This window comes from Vreelandella sp. GE22, assembly GCF_968212445.1.
Genome location: NZ_OZ309110.1, coordinates 2,457,838 through 2,474,006 on the forward strand (window position 1 = coordinate 2,457,838; position 16,169 = coordinate 2,474,006).

Genomic DNA, 16,169 nt, shown 5'->3' on the forward strand with positions numbered 1-16,169 from the left:
TATTCACTATTCACCATTCACCATTCACCATTCACCGCCCCCCACCTAAGCCTCACCCAGCAGACCAAGGCTTGCCGCCGGCGCCTGGCGGCGAAGGCTTCGCGACAGCACATGGCCGATCACGCCGATCAGTAGCGCCCCGCCCAACGGGAGCGCAAGCCACAGCGCAACGTGTACGCGTGGTGTCAGATCCAGCCAGTAAAGGTAAAGCGCAGCGCTGGCGATTTCGGCTAAAAAGGCGCCCATCAAGCCGCTTGCGAAGCCCAAAAGCGCATACTCGGCGCCCTGCACGCGGGAGATCATTTGATTGCCCGCGCCGAATACGCGCAAAAGCCCGCTTTCATGCGCGCGCACCGGGCGGCTGGCAGTGAGGGCTGCGTACAGCACGCTGACCCCGGCCATGAGGACGAGCAGCAGGATCAGCTCGACGGCGCGGGTAACCTGACCCAACACGTCGCGCACCTGGCCGAGGATGGCGTCCACGTTCAAAAGCGACACGCCGGGGAAATCCCTGACCAGCTGCGAAATCAGGCCCTCTTCACGCTCGGGAAGATAGAACGCGGTAATGTAGCTGTGCCCAAAGCTCTCCAGCACGCCGGGCGGGAAGATCACGAAAAAATTGGGCTTGAAGCTATCCCAGTCGAGGCTTCGAAGACTTGCGATACGGGTGTCGATCGCCTCGCCGCCGATAGAGAACGCCATCGTATCGCCCAGCGCAAGGCCGAGTCGCTCGGCCAGGCCTTGCTCGACGGAGATGGGAACGGTGGCCGCACCGGGGGTCGCGTCGACTTCGCTCATAAAGCCTTGGGAGGCATTGGCCGCTGATTCAAACCACTGACCAGCGACGATGTCGTTGCCCTCGGGAAGCGTTGCTTGCCAAGTCAGATTGAGCTCGCGGCGCAGCGCGCCGTCGCCCCGGGCATCCTCGGGTACGGCGTCGCGCGGGGGCTGGTCGTTGATGGCCGTGATACGCCCGCGCACCATGGGATAGAGCGCGCTTTGGGTATCCACCCGCGGCGACACCATGGCGTCGAAGGCGTCGCGCTCGCTGGGCTGAATGTTGATCGCGAAGTAGTTGGGCGTATCCTCGGGCAGCTGGCTTTGCCAGGTGGTCAACAGGTCGCCACGCACCAGCACGATCATGGCCATGGCAAAGAACGTCACGGAGAATGCCAGCAGCTGCCCCCTTCCTGCCTGTTTGCGCCGGGCGAGCTGGCGGCCGCCCAGCCGGAACGCCTGACTCAAGGGCGTCGCCCCGGAAAGCCGCGCCACGGCGTTGAGAACCAGTCCCAACAGTAAGGCGCTGACCACCCACAGCACGCCTAGCAGCACCGCGCCGCCCACCAAAAGCCCCAGGGCTAGCGAGAAGCTACCCGAGTAAAGCCACAACAGTCCGCCGAATACCAGGCTTGCCACGCCGACTACCAGCCAGGCCGCTGGAGGCACCGGGTCCAGCTCCCGGCGCAGAACTTTGAGCGCGCTCACCTGTTTGATACGCAAAAGCGTAGGGCCGGCAAACCCGACCAGCACGGCAAGCGCGGTCAGCACACCCAGGCCTAGCGGCATGATGCCCGGCGGTGGGAGCGTCAGTGGTAAAAACTGCGCCAACAGCCACAAAAGCACCGCTTGGCCCGCCAGCCCCAACAGCGCCCCCAGCAGCGAGGCGATCAGCGCAAGCCCCAAAAGCTGTAGCGCAAAGATCGTCACGAGCTGGTACTGGCTGGCCCCAAAACAGCGCAGCAGTGCGGCGGTGTCCAGGTGGCGCTCTACGTAACGTTTGGTCGACATGGCCACGGCCACACCGGCCAGCAGCACGGCCACAAGCCCAGCCAGGCCCAGGTAGCTCTCCGCCCGCGCTAGAGCGTTACCCAACTGGGGGCGGTCCACGCGCACGTCGCGCACCTCCACCCCGGCTTCTCTCAACTCGGTCAGCAGTGGCTGTACACTATTGAGGGCGCGGGGCGGGCCGGCGGCTAGAATCTCGAATTCGATGCGCGAGCCCGGCTGGATGAGCCCGGTGGCGTCGAGATCCGCGGTATTGAGCATCAGGCGTGGGTTGAAACTGCTAAACCCGGCGGATTGGTCGGCTTCGCGCTCCAGGATACCAGTAATCACAAGCTCGGTCTGGCCGACTCGAACGCTTTCGCCCAGCGTCAATTCGAGCAGCTCGGCAAGCCGCGGGTCGGCCCAGGCCTCGCCGGTTGGCGGGCCGGAGGCGATCTCTTCAGCGCCGCGGCCAAAGTCGACCAGGGTGACGCCGTAGTGGGGGTAAACATCGTCCACCGCCTTGAGGCTGGTGGGCTGAAAATGCTCGCCGCGGCTGATCATCGATACCAGGTCGACCTGGTCGCTCAGCGCAAAACCGGCCTGCTCGAGGGTCGCGCGCAGCGCATCATCGAAGGGCTCGCGCTGTTCGAGAACGAGGTCACCGCCCATCATCTGCCCCGCCTGACGCTCGAGACCGCGTTCGAGGCGGTCGAGGAAAAACGCGATCATGGTCGAAGCTGCTACGGCCAACACCAGGGCGACGAATAGCGCGCGCACGTCCGAGGCGCGCAGATCCCGCTTCAGGCTACGCGCGGCCAAGCGCCAATTCACACTACTCATCGACACCGCCTTGGGTGACATGGCCTGGGTCGAAAGGCGTCAACTGTCCACCTTCCAACCGCAGACAGCGGTCGCAGCGCCGTGCCAGGGCGTGGTCGTGGGTGACCAGAATCAAGGTGGTACCGGCCTGTTGGTTCAGCGTAAAAAGCAGGTCGATCACCTGAGCGCCGGTCTCCGGGTCCAGATTACCGGTGGGCTCGTCGGCAAAGACCAATTCGGGATCGGTCACGAAGGCCCGGGCAATGGCCACGCGCTGCTGCTCGCCACCGGAAAGCTGCTTGGGCAGGTGCGCCACGCGCTCGCCAAGCCCCACGCGGTCAAGCCAGGCGTGCGCGGTTTGGGTTTCACCGGCGCGCGGCGAAAGCTCCAGCGGCAACAGCACGTTCTCCAGTGCGCTGAGCGTTGGCAGTAGTTGAAAATTCTGAAACACGAACCCCACACGCCCGGCGCGCAGAGCCGCACGGCCATCTTCGTCCAGACGACTCAAGGGATGACCAAACAGGCTCAGCTCGCCGTCACTTGGCGTATCGAGCCCGGCCAGAAGGCCTAAAAGGGTCGACTTCCCTGCCCCGCTTTTGCCTAAAATCGCCACGCTTTCCCCTTGGGCAACGCTCAGCGAAAGATCCTTTAAAATGGTCAGCGAGCGTTCGCCGCTTTTCACCTGCTTGCAAAGCTGTTCGGCCAGCAGCACCGGCGGCCCTTGTATTGCACCCAAGGCGTGCGATGACGCCGGGTCATCAGTTAAGCTTTGTTGTTGAGTACCAAGATGAGCAGACGATCTCGTATCCGGTTCAGAGGAGTAGGACATGAAGCGTGGCATCCCTTTAACGTGGCATAGGCTTACGTGCATGGTAACCGGGGGACTACTGACACTGGTAGTCATCTTTAACGCGAGCCTGGCAAGCGCCGACATCCGGCCAACGCTTCTGGTCATGGGTGACAGCCTAAGTGCGGCCTATGGTATCGAACAAGACCAGGGCTGGGTCAGGCTTTTGGAGCAGCGCCTGGAAGATGAGGCAACCGTGGTCAACGCCAGTATCAGCGGTGAGACGACCAGCGGTGGCGCCGAGCGCTTCGAGGAGATACTCAGTAAGCGCGAGCCGGACATCGTTCTTTTGGAGCTCGGCGGCAACGACGGCCTGCGCGGTCTGCCGCCGGGCCAAATGCGCGCTAACCTCGCCAGCATGATCGAACAAAGCCAGCAAATCGATGCCCAGGTGCTGCTGCTGGGTATCGATATTCCGCCCAACTACGGCCAGGCCTACCGCGACGCGTTCACCGGCGTTTATCACTCCCTGGCCGATGAGTACGATATTCCGCTGGTCCCCTTTTTGCTGGAAAATATCGCGCTAAACCGCGAGCTCATGCAAAGCGACGGCATCCACCCCACCGCCGAGGCCCAGCCTCTTATCATGGACAACGTATGGCCCGCCCTCGAGCCGCTGCTGGACAACGCTGACTAGGTGATGCCAGCGCGTAGACACTGCGGATTATTTTACTCATACCGTTCAACTCTTTTTATGATGAGGGTTATAGCACTTCCGGCCGCTAACTTGTAATCTTAAGCTTTATTTGACGGCGGCCAGGCCTCCATGCCCAGGTGTTCACCCTCTTCCAGACCGACTCTCTCTAGACGGGCGCTGTTGACCGGCGCCGGTCTATTGGCGCTGGGCGCGGGGCTGGGGCTTTTTCCCTTTAGTGCTTCGGCCTACGATCCGGCGCGCTTACGCCAGCGGATGAGCGCGCTCTATGGGCAGTCCGGTGTGAGCGTGCTGGAGGGGTGGTTTGCACTCTTGGAGCGGGCGGCCAATCGAGATATCCAAACCCAGCTGCGTGAAGTCAACGACTTCTTTAACCGCAACATTCGCTGGGTCGACGACATTGTCACCTGGGGCGAAGAGGATTACTGGGCGACCCCGCTCGAGGCCATGGGCAAGGGTCAGGGCGACTGCGAAGACTACTCCATTGCTAAATACATTACTCTGAAGCAGTTGGGTGTGCCCGGCGAGCGCCTGCGCATGATCTACGTGCGTGCCCGGATAGGCCGCAGCCAAGTCACCCAGGCGCATATGGTGCTAGGCTACTACGCGACGCCTAACGCGGAGCCGCTCATTCTGGACAATATCGCACCGTCGATTTCTCCTGCTTCGCAGCGTACCGACCTGGACCCGCTTTTCAGTTTCAACAGCGAAGGGTTATGGGCCGGCGGCTCATCACAGTCGCGTGCTGACCCGCTTGCCCGGCTTTCGCGCTGGCGAAATGCTTTAGAGCGTATGCAATCACAAGGCTTTTTATAGAAGGACGTGCCGTATGTCGCTTATCAAACAGCTTTGGCTGGCTATTATAGGGCTTTTGCTGCTTTCCTTTATTGGAAGCCTTGCGATCAGCATTACCACCAGCCGTGGCTATATCGAGCAGGAAATCAGCATCAAGAATGAGGACAATGCCACGGCACTGGCGCTTTCGATGAGCCAGCTGGATAAGGACATCGTGACCCTCGAGCTTTTGATCTCGGCGCAGTTCGATACCGGCTACTACCAGCAAATCGTGCTGCGCGACACCGCGGGTGATGTTCTGATCGAGCGCGCCGCCAACGCGTACCAGGGGGGTGTCCCCGGTTGGTTTCGTGCGCTCGTGCGCTTTGATATTCCGCCGGGCCAGGCCACCATTCAGGATGGCTGGCGCCAGTTCGGCACCCTCACCCTTGAAAGCCAGTATAGCTTTGCCTACGCCGCGCTTTGGAAAAGCTTTCTGGAGCTGGCCGGCTGGTTCATCGCCGCGGGGGTGGCGAGCCTGGCGGCTGCGGCGGTGATCGTCAGCAGCATCAGGCGCCCGTTGACCCGCGTGGTCGCCCAGGCACGGGATATCAGCGCCCGGCGTTTTACGACCATACAAGAGCCCAGTACGCTCGAGCTTCGCGAAGTCGCCCGCGCCATGAATGCGCTATCCAACAATGTCCGTCAAATGCTGACCCACGAAAGCCAGAAGCTTGACGAGCTGCGCCGTGACCTGCAACAAGACCGACTGACCGGAGCACTTAGCCGGGATGTCTTTATGGCGCGCTTGGCCGCGCTGCTGGATAGCGACGACGCCCGGGCAAACGGTCTTATGGTGATGGTGCGGGTACAGGATTTACCCCAGTTGAACCAACGACTCGGCCACGATGAAACGGACGCCTTGTTGAAAGCGCTCGTAAAGCAGTTGGAAGTGCTGGATACCACCTCGGAAGAAGCGTTGGTGGGTCGTTTGAACGGTAGCGATTTCATGCTGGTGTTGCCGCATCAAAGCCATATAGAGGCACTTTACGAAGAGCTTTGCCAAGCGCTTGCGGCTGCCACGGCGAACATCCCCGTGGTCGAGGTGCGCCTGCCCGCCGCGATTACCAGCTACTCATCCAGTGATGAGCGAAGCGTGCTGCTGGCAACGCTAGATACCGCATTGGCCGAGGCCGAAAGCGCCCAACCAGCGACCCGCGTAATCGTTCGTGAGCGCGAGCATCAGGCGCTGTTTGCTACCCACGCGGACTGGCGCTCGGCGCTGGATCTGGCCATCCAGCAAGGCCCCCAGCTCGGCCGTTTTCCGGTACTGGACAACCACCAAAACGTGCTCCACTACGAGAGCCCCGCCAGGCTTGAACTGGCCGAGCAGTGGCAAAGCGCCGGCGTGTTCATTCCCTGGCTTGCACGCTTCAGTTTGGAGGCTTCGCTGGACAAGGCCGTCATCCAGCAGGCGCTGGAGCTTCTACGTGCCGAGCCCGGTCAGACCTTGGGTATCAACCTTTCCATCGCCACCATCACCAACGCGCAGTTCGTGACCGAGCTGCGTACGCTGTTGGAAAGAAACGCCGCTCTGGCCCCCAGGCTCTGCTTCGAAATACCCGCCACCCTCGACCCCTACGCAATTGCCAGCTTCCGCGGGTTCTGTTCGGCGCTACGCCACCTGGGCTGCCAATTCGGGATCGAGCACGTGGGGGCGGCGTTCACAAGGCTTGCCGACTTGCAGGATATCGGTCTTTCGTATTTGAAGGTGGACAGCAGCCTGGTGCGCGACATTCATGCATCCTTCGAGCAGCAGAGCATTCTGCGAAGCATGACCACGCTTTGCCACTCGCTGGGCATTCTGGTGATTGCCGAAGGGGTAACGACCGAGCAGGAGCTGAGCCAGCTTTTCCGTATGGGCCTGGATGGCGCTACCGGCCCGGGCGTTCGTACCGCCTGATCCAGGCCCACGGCGGTATCAAATGATACCGCCGTCCTCACTGATCAGGTTGACGTTTTTTTTGGAGCGCAGCGACTTACGCTGCATCACCTTGTTCTGCGCCGCCTCGGGCAAGTCGGTAAACGAGATCACGCCCTTATCCAACAACACCTCCATCAAATCTTCCACCACCCGCACGAAGGCCAGATCCGAGGCGAGGAAGCTGGCCGAGGATCCGGGCTGCTCCGCCAGAAACGCCAGCACCTCCGGGTCGTCGGCCGCTATCTGCTCCGAGAACTCGCTGGACGCCTCTTTGCTGAGAAGCACAATCGCACCCGCCGCATTGCGTTTGATATAAAACATCGCAACCACCCTTTCTTGATGACCCAATATTCAAGGTTAAAAAGGCCGCCCGGAGGCGGCCTTTCGTTTTGCAAGGCTGGTGTAACGCCTTCGCCTTAGTGATCGATTTTTAGCTGGTGATCCTGCAGCATACTCTGGATAAAGTCCGAAGAGTTCTCGCCTTGCGGCATCGTGACGTCCTTGAGTACCACGCGCTGGTCGGCGTTACTGTTATCCGCAGACAAACCACCTTCCGATTTGATATGCAGAACCGTATCGCTTCCCTGCTGCTCCGCGCGAATGTACTGATCGATACTCTCGTTGTTCTCGCCTTTCAGCAGGTCGGAGAGGTCCAGACGATCCGCTTGGGCATCCTTACCAAATACCCCCTGAGTAAAGTCCTTGACCACATCGGTGGCCGCGTTATGGCTACTGCCCTGATCACCGAACTCCCACTTGAAGGTATCGGCACCCAGGCCACCGACGAGAATATCGTCACCCGGGCCGCCTATCAGCGTGTCATTACCCGCTCCACCGATCAGCGTGTCGTCTCCATCGCCGCCTACTAACGTATCGTTACCGGCACCGCCGTAGAGAAGATCGTTGGCTTCGGTACCGCGCAGCACGTTGTTGCCCTTGTCACCAAGCTGGTAATGCTTGGTGTCGACCGAGATATTGCCGTCTGCATCGATAGCGGTGGCCTTGAGTTCACCGCTGTCGCCATCGATACGTTTCAGAGCGGTCGTCCACTCACCGTTAGCATTCGCCTTGACGGTATCCACTACCTGGCCATGCTTATCGGTGACCGTCACCTCTGCATCCGCATCGGCAGAGCCGGCAATCTTCATCTCACGGAAGCCAACGGTGCTGTCATCCTTGTCGTTGGTGTAGTAGTGGTTCTGGACATGGTAAGTGCCCTCGCGAACACCCTCCGGACCGTTATCGATGACGAGGGTTTTAGCTACGCCATTGACCTTTCCGGAGAAGACGACCACATCGTTGCCCGACCCATTGACATCGGTTTTGTCAGAACGGGTAACCATGCCTTCCATGGAGTGGTCTTCCCAGACTGCCTGCTTGTGCCCGAGAGGGTGCTTCAAAGAGTAAAGAGTCTTATACCCAGTGAGCTCCTGCCACTTAATCGAGTAGGTATCCCCGACCTGCAGATAGGCTGTTTCATTACTGCCGGTTTTCGACACGATCTTCAGATTACGACTGCAATCGGCCTTGAGGCTAGAGCCGCTCACCATCTGATTAGCACCGTGGGTATTCACCGACATGCCTGTGGTGCCGAAGGAGCCATCTTTGAGGCTGCCCCATACCTTGGTTAATACATCGACACCTGCCTCTTGTCCTGTCTCGATAAGATCGATGCTTACCTCCGGGGGCGTAGAGGGCATTTCCACATCGACATTCACCAGCGCCTGATCGCTACTTACACCCTTGTCGCTAAACGAGGTTGCGCGCACATCGAAGGTGTCCAAACCAACATCCGGCCTTACGGTCAAGCTGCCCAACTGGCTGGGCTCTACGCGATAAACGCCGTTTTCGCTGGCCAGTACGTTACCGTTGTAAAGTAACTGCCCACCGTCAACTTCGACTTCGTAGTAGTCGATTTCACCCTTTGCAATGCTGCCGGAAAGGTCGACCTTGTAAATCGTCGTTTCGACGTTCAGCTCGGCCTTGATATTGCTGACATCCACTACTTCATTGGCTTCGGTCGAGCGCACCTCGAACTCGACGACCGCCTGACCGTTTTTATCCAGCATTACGGTCAGCGACTGGTTTTCAGGCTTGAAACGGGTCCAGTTGCTGTTGTTGGGATCGTACCAGGACGTTTCGTACTGCTCCTGGCCATTGACGAGCACCTTGAACGTATCGCGGGTGCCACCTCTATGATGCCAGCCGGTACGACCATCTTCCCAGCCGCCTTTCGCCATTTGCGTCCAGCTTAACGTGAAGGTTTCACCCGCATGTGCCTTACCGAAATCGAAGTGGGCCTTTTCGGTATCTGCCGGCGGACGTGGATCATTGATCCAGCCGTCGCCAGAGCCGCCCACGCCCAGATCAGCAAAGCCATCCTTCGTGACCGTCTCGAGGCCATGAACCGTTTCGACCGCCAGGCTCACTTCCGGCACGATGGTGTTGTCAGAGGTCACATCGACATATTCAGTTGCCAAGCCATACGCTGGCGTCACGCCTTCGAGCGCCACCGGGTTACCATCAGCATCGCGGTAAACCTCGGTAGAACTCGCCACGGCGACGATCTCGAAAGACTCGCTACCCGCAGGCACTTTCAGCGCCAGCTGAATATCCTTCAGGCCGGGCAAATGCTCGGGGTTGGTAATCGTCCATACGCCATCTTGCTCGACCAGCCCAATGCCCATCGGCGCGTCTTTAAGCTCGACGCTTGCGCCTTCCGGGATACCTTTCAGCGTAATACCCGAAAGTACTTCGCTGCCGTCGGTATCGGTCAACTGGGCAGAAACTTTGACCACTAGCTCCTGAAGAGGCTTCTCGCCCTCTACGGATTCCATCGGCGGTTCAGGATTACACTTGTCTTGAGCTTCCCAGGTACCATCGCCATAGATGAACCCTTCGACCTGATTGCCTGCCTCGATGATGGAGTGACCATTATGGCTGACATGGACATTCTCGAGGGTATTGATTTGACCATTGCGGTTGTTGGTTCCAACCGAGACGGCATACCCGCTAGCAGGGCCCGACATGAAGATGTAGTCCGCCAACGCGTCAGGCTCGCCGCTACGTACCCCTGTTACGTTATGGAGCAATTTGCTGTCGGGGCGAACCACGAAGATGTCGCAGTAATCCGCGTCACCAGCCGGGTTTCCGTGCTGGTCATAATAGGCGACCACCCCAGTCCCGGTACTCTCGGGAGCGATATCTCCTTCCGAGAGCCATACACGTACATTATCGCCGATCTTGACGATTTGACCGTCCCGAACATCGAAGCCGCCGCGTTGACTGCTACCGCCGTTCACCTGCAGCGTCTTACCAGCGCCTGCCCCCGGAACGATATCGCCAGCGGTAACCTCTAGTTCGACGTTCGGTTTATCCGCGACAGGGGTAATGTCGATGGTGAAGGTGGACTCTTTACCATCCTTGAGCTCACCTGCGGGTTTGAAGCTGAATTTCGCGTAGTCAGCCTGCATGTTACCCACACCATCGCCACCATAACCATCGAAGCCCGACTCGTTGGCCTCTGGCTTGAAGCGCAACTCCTCTGCGTCGATCTGTGCTTTGGAGAAGCGTTCGCCCTCTTCGACATCACGCCATCCATCACCCTCTTTCGCTTGCAGCCAGCCACTGGTTGGCAGCTGAGTGACAACGATACCCGGATCGGATTCGACCCATCCCTTGTCGGTGATATTGAAATCTTCCCATTTGAGCAGGAAGTCATCGTGACCGGCACTGGAGCTATCTTCATCACCCAGGGCGTAGCCGCCTTCAGATGAAGGCGCTATATCGACGCTGTAGTCGCGGCCGGTCTCGGCGCTGTAAGGATTACCTGCGCTATCGGTTCCGGTGACTTCCGCGTAAACGGTGTCGTTCTCGGCCAACACACTGCCGGGCACGTCGATGGCGTAGGTCTGATCTTCACCGACGATGCCGATGTAGCTGTTGTCGCCCACGGTCAGCGTCACGGTGTCGCCCGCCTGAGCGTCGCCGCCCACGGTGCCGGTGACGCATACGTCGCCCTTCGCTTCCTCGCCGTTGATCACGTCATCGCCGGTAATCTTGTCGATGGTGATCTTGGCGCTGGCATCGAGGTTGACGCTGTAGTCGCGATCCGTCTCGGCGCTGTAGCCATTGCCTGCACTGTCCGTGCCGGTGACTTCCGCGTAAACGGTGTCGTTCTCGGCGAGAACCGATCCCGGGACGTCGATGGCGTAGGTCAGGTTGCCATCGGCGTCGGCGGTGACCTCACCTTCGTAGGTGTTGTCACCCACGGTCAGCGTGACGGTGTCGCCCGCCTGAGCGTCGCCCCGCACAGTGCCGGTAACGCGCACGTCGCCCTTCGCTTCCTCGCCGTTGATCACGTCATCGCCGGTAATCTTGTCGATGGTGATCTTGGCGCTGGCATCGAGGTTGACGCTGTAGTCGCGATCCGTCTCGGCGCTGTAGCCATTGCCTGCACTATCCGTGCCGGTGACTTCCGCGTAAACGGTGTCGTTCTCGGCGAGAACCGATCCCGGGACGTCGATGGCGTAGGTCAGGTTGCCATCGGCGTCGGCGGTGACCTCACCTTCGTAGGTGTTGTCACCCACGGTCAGTGTAACGGTGTCACCCGCCTGGGCGTCGCCACCGACGGTGCCGGTAACGCGTACGTCGTCCTTAGCTTCCTGGCCATTGATCACGTCGTCGCCAGCGATCTTGTCGATGGTGATTTTGGCTTTTGGCTCATGAGAACCATCTGAATCGGAATCCGCATCGGCGTCGGAATCTGCATCCGAATCTGCATCTGCATCTGCATCCGAATCAGCATCTGCATCTGCATCTGCATCGGAATCGGCGTCAGCGTCAGCGTCAGCGTCTGCATCGGCGTCCGAATCGGCGTCCGCATCGGAATCTGCATCGGCGTCGGAGTCTGCATCCGCGTCAGCATCGGCATCGGCATCGGCATCGGCATCCGAATCAGCATCAGCATCAGCATCAGCATCAGCATCGGAATCAGCATCTGCATCAGCATCAGCATCAGCGTCCGCATCTGAATCAGCATCCGCATCGGAATCTGCATCGGCGTCGGAGTCTGCATCCGCGTCAGCATCGGCATCTGCGTCGGAATCAGCATCGGCGTCGGAATCAGCGTCTGCATCAGAATCGGAGTCCGCGTCGGCATCTGCATCAGCGTCCGCATCGGAATCAGCGTCCGAATCAGCATCGGCGTCGGAATCTGCGTCCGCGTCCGCGTCAGCATCGGCATCGGCATCGGCATCGGCATCGGCATCGGCATCGGCATCGGCATCCGAATCAGCATCGGCATCGGCATCTGCGTCGGAATCGGCATCCGCGTCTGAGTCAGCATCTGCATCGGAATCAGCGTCCGCATCGGCATCGGCATCGGCATCCGAATCAGCATCGGCATCGGCATCGGCATCGGCATCGGCATCGGCATCCGCATCTGCGTCGGAATCGGCATCCGCGTCTGAGTCAGCATCTGCATCGGAATCGGCGTCAGCGTCTGCATCGGCGTCTGCATCCGCATCCGCATCCGCATCAGCGTCAGCGTCAGCGTCCGAATCAGCATCGGAATCCGCATCTGCGTCGGAATCAGCATCGGCGTCGGAATCAGCGTCTGCATCAGAATCGGAGTCCGCGTCGGCATCTGCATCCGCATCTGCGTCGGAATCGGCATCCGCGTCTGAGTCAGCATCTGCATCGGAATCAGCGTCCGCATCGGCATCGGCATCGGCATCTGCATCCGAATCAGCGTCCGCGTCAGAATCCGCATCCGCGTCGGCATCTGCATCTGCATCAGCGTCGGAATCTGCATCGGCATCCGAATCAGCATCCGCGTCAGAGTCAGCATCCGCGTCGGAATCAGCATCTGCATCCGAATCAGCATCGGCGTCCGCATCTGCATCTGCATCGGAATCGGCGTCTGCATCGGCGTCCGCATCAGCATCAGCGTCCGAATCAGCATCGGCGTCGGCATCCGCGTCTGAGTCAGCATCTGCATCTGCATCAGCGTCCGCATCGGCATCGGCATCGGCATCGGCATCCGAATCAGCGTCCGCGTCAGAATCCGCATCCGCGTCGGCATCTGCATCAGCGTCGGAATCTGCATCGGCATCCGAATCAGCATCCGCGTCGGAATCAGCATCTGCATCCGAATCAGCATCGGCATCTGCATCGGAATCGGAATCGGCGTCAGCGTCAGCGTCTGCATCGGCGTCCGCATCCGCATCAGCGTCCGAATCAGCATCGGCGTCGGAATCCGCATCTGCGTCGGAGTCCGCGTCGGCGTCAGCATCTGCATCGGAATCGGCATCGGCGTCTGAGTCAGCATCCGCATCGGAATCAGCGTCCGCGTCCGCATCGGCGTCTGAATCGGCATCGGCGTCTGAATCGGCATCCGCGTCGGCATCAGCATCTGCATCCGAATCAGCATCAGCGTCCGCATCTGAATCAGCGTCCGCATCTGAATCAGCATCCGCATCTGAATCAGCATCCGCATCTGAATCAGCATCCGCATCGGCGTCGGCATCCGCGTCAGAGTCGGCGTCCGCATCGGAATCAGCGTCAGCGTCAGCGTCCGAATCAGCATCGGCGTCGGAATCTGAATCAGCATCCGCATCGGAATCTGCATCCGCGTCAGAGTCGGCGTCCGCATCGGAATCAGCGTCAGCGTCAGCGTCCGAATCAGCATCGGCGTCGGAATCTGCATCCGCGTCCGCATCAGCATCAGCATCAGCATCAGAGTCAGCATCGGCGTCGGCATCCGAATCAGCATCGGCATCCGCATCCGCATCTGCGTCGGAATCGGCATCCGCGTCCGCATCAGCGTCGGAATCTGCATCGGCATCCGAATCAGCATCCGCGTCAGAGTCAGAGTCTGCATCCGAATCAGCATCGGCGTCGGCGTCGGCGTCGGCGTCGGCGTCTGCATCAGAATCGGCGTCTGCATCAGAATCGGCGTCCGCGTCAGAATCCGCATCTGCGTCTGCATCAGAATCGGAGTCCGCGTCGGCATCTGCATCAGCATCAGCGTCTGAATCGGCATCCGCATCTGCATCGGCATCGGAATCCGCATCTGCGTCGGCATCAGCGTCTGCATCAGAATCGGAGTCCGCGTCAGAATCCGCATCTGCATCTGCATCTGCATCTGCATCTGCATCTGCGTCAGCATCAGCGTCCGAATCAGCATCGGCGTCGGAATCTGCATCCGCGTCGGCGTCTGAATCAGCATCAGCATCCGCATCCGCGTCGGAATCAGCATCTGCATCCGCGTCAGAATCAGCGTCAGCGTCGGCATCAGCGTCAGAATCCGCATCTGCATCTGCATCTGCATCGGAATCAGCATCGGCGTCCGCATCGGAATCAGCGTCAGCGTCCGAATCAGCATCGGCGTCGGAATCTGCATCGGCGTCGGCGTCTGCGTCGGCATCCGAATCAGCATCAGCGTCCGCATCTGAATCAGCATCGGCGTCTGAATCGGCATCCGCGTCGGCATCAGAATCAGCGTCGGCGTCGGCGTCGGCATCCGCGTCTGAGTCAGCGTCGGAATCTGCATCAGCGTCCGCATCGGCATCGGCATCCGCGTCAGAGTCGGCGTCCGCATCGGAATCAGCGTCCGCATCTGCATCTGCATCTGCATCTGAGTCAGCATCCGCGTCGGAATCAGCGTCTGCGTCTGAATCGGCATCCGCATCTGCATCTGCATCTGCATCTGCATCGGCGTCAGAATCAGCATCAGCATCGGCGTCGGCGTCGGCGTCGGCGTCGGCGTCTGCATCAGAATCGGCGTCCGCGTCAGAATCCGCATCTGCGTCTGCGTCTGCGTCTGCATCAGAATCGGAGTCCGCGTCGGCGTCTGAATCGGCATCTGCATCTGCATCTGCATCGGAATCCGCATCTGAGTCAGCGTCTGCATCCGCATCTGAATCGGCGTCCGCGTCAGAATCCGCATCTGCGTCAGAATCCGCATCTGCGTCGGCATCAGCGTCTGCATCAGAATCGGAGTCCGCGTCAGAATCCGCATCTGCATCTGCATCTGCATCTGCATCTGCGTCAGCGTCAGCGTCAGCGTCCGAATCAGCATCGGCGTCGGAATCTGCATCCGCGTCGGCGTCGGCGTCGGCGTCGGAATCTGCATCAGCATCCGCATCCGCGTCGGAATCAGCATCTGCATCCGTGTCAGAATCAGCGTCAGCGTCGGCATCGGCATCCGAATCAGCGTCCGCGTCCGCGTCCGCATCCGCATCCGCATCTGAATCGGCGTCCGCGTCAGAATCCGCATCTGCGTCGGCATCAGAATCGGAGTCCGCATCTGCATCTGCATCTGCATCTGCATCTGCGTCAGAATCGGAGTCCGCGTCGGCATCTGCATCAGCGTCCGCATCTGCATCGGAATCCGCGTCGGCGTCTGCATCACCATCTTCCGGGTCCGTCGGATCAGTCGGGTCCGTAGGATCAGTCGGATCCGTGGGATCGGTCGGATCAGTCGGGTCCGTGGGATCAGTCGGGTCCGTGGGATCAGTCGGGTCCGTGGGATCAGTCGGGTCCGTAGGATCAGTCGGGTCCGTAGGATCAGTCGGGTCCGTAGGATCAGTCGGGTCCGTAGGATCAGTCGGATCCGTGGGATCGGTCGGATCAGTCGGGTCCGTGGGATCAGGCGGGTCCGTGGGATCAGTCGGGTCCGTGGGATCAGTCGGGTCCGTGGGATCAGTCGGGTCCGTAGGATCAGGCGGGTCCGTAGGATCGGTCGGGTCCGTCGGATCGGTCGGGTCCGTCGGATCGGTCGGGTCCGTCGGATCGGTCGGGTCCGTCGGATCGGTCGGGTCCGTCGGATCAGTCGGGTCCGTAGGATCAGTCGGGTCCGTAGGATCAGTCGGGTCCGTAGGATCAGTCGGGTCCGTAGGATCGGTCGGGTCCGTCGGGTCCGTAGGATCGGTCGGGTCCGTAGGATCGGTCGGGTCCGTAGGATCAGTCGGGTCCGTGGGATCGGTCGGATCAGTCGGGTCCGTAGGATCAGTCGGGTCCGTTGGATCGGTCGGGTCCGTCGGGTCCGTCGGATCAGTCGGGTCCGTTGGATCGGTCGGGTCCGTCGGATCGGTCGGGTCCGTAGGATCAGTCGGGTCCGTGGGATCAGTCGGATCGGTCGGGTCCGTCGGATCGGTCGGGTCCGTAGGATCAGTCGGGTCCGCAGGATCGGTCGGGTCGACTGGAGGAGTGAGGCCGTCATCGGCATCATCCAGCTCGCCACCAGAGAACTCGAAGAATGCCGGGGAGGCGCCCGCGGCAGGGCCTGCGGTGGAGAAACTTAAGGGGCTAACGTCTTC

General features: G+C 60.3%; 8 protein-coding genes. 3 read left to right on the plus strand and 5 right to left on the minus strand.

The genetic code is table 11. The features are described 5' to 3' along the window. Positions 1-45: 45 nt before the first annotated feature. Both ACWHRL_RS11570 and ACWHRL_RS11575 read right to left on the minus strand, forming a co-directional pair. Complete coding sequence (locus ACWHRL_RS11570) at positions 46-2,607, minus strand: ABC transporter permease (protein WP_447893781.1); 2,562 nt, start codon at positions 2,605-2,607, stop codon at positions 46-48. Beyond that, complete coding sequence (locus tag ACWHRL_RS11575; protein ID WP_447893782.1) at positions 2,600-3,322, minus strand: ABC transporter ATP-binding protein; 723 nt, start codon at positions 3,320-3,322, stop codon at positions 2,600-2,602. Before ACWHRL_RS11575 ends, ACWHRL_RS11570 begins: the two co-directional genes overlap by 8 nt. A gap of 133 nt (positions 3,323-3,455) precedes the next feature. On the opposite strand from ACWHRL_RS11575, the gene ACWHRL_RS11580 reads away from it, so the two are divergent. From ACWHRL_RS11580 to ACWHRL_RS11590, 3 genes are all read left to right on the plus strand, one after another. After that, positions 3,456-4,070, plus strand: a complete 615-nt coding sequence (locus tag ACWHRL_RS11580) for an arylesterase (RefSeq protein WP_447893783.1) — start codon at positions 3,456-3,458, stop codon at positions 4,068-4,070. A gap of 129 nt (positions 4,071-4,199) precedes the next feature. Continuing rightward, positions 4,200-4,904 (plus strand): transglutaminase-like cysteine peptidase, encoded by a 705-nt coding sequence (locus ACWHRL_RS11585; protein WP_447893784.1) that lies wholly within the window; start codon positions 4,200-4,202, stop codon positions 4,902-4,904. Positions 4,905-4,917: 13 nt separating this feature from the next. After that, a complete protein-coding gene (locus ACWHRL_RS11590; RefSeq protein WP_447893785.1) occupies positions 4,918-6,825 on the plus strand; it encodes an EAL domain-containing protein in 1,908 nt (635 codons plus the stop codon). Between the two features lie 18 nt (positions 6,826-6,843). Here the strand turns inward: ACWHRL_RS11590 and ACWHRL_RS11595 are convergent, their stop codons facing one another. From ACWHRL_RS11595 to ACWHRL_RS11605, 3 genes are all read right to left on the minus strand, one after another. Further along, positions 6,844-7,167, minus strand: a complete 324-nt coding sequence (locus ACWHRL_RS11595; protein WP_447893786.1) for a tryptophan synthase subunit beta like protein — start codon at positions 7,165-7,167, stop codon at positions 6,844-6,846. Positions 7,168-7,262: 95 nt separating this feature from the next. Continuing rightward, positions 7,263-11,555: an Ig-like domain-containing protein gene (locus tag ACWHRL_RS11600; RefSeq protein ID WP_447896170.1), complete on the minus strand. Its 4,293-nt coding sequence runs from the start codon at positions 11,553-11,555 to the stop codon at positions 7,263-7,265. After that, the gene (locus ACWHRL_RS11605) at positions 11,522-15,259 is read right to left on the minus strand and encodes a hypothetical protein (RefSeq protein WP_447896200.1); all 3,738 of its coding nucleotides are present in this window, start codon (positions 15,257-15,259) and stop codon (positions 11,522-11,524) included. The genes ACWHRL_RS11600 and ACWHRL_RS11605 overlap by 34 nt, the downstream gene beginning before the upstream one ends. Positions 15,260-16,169 lie beyond the last annotated feature (910 nt).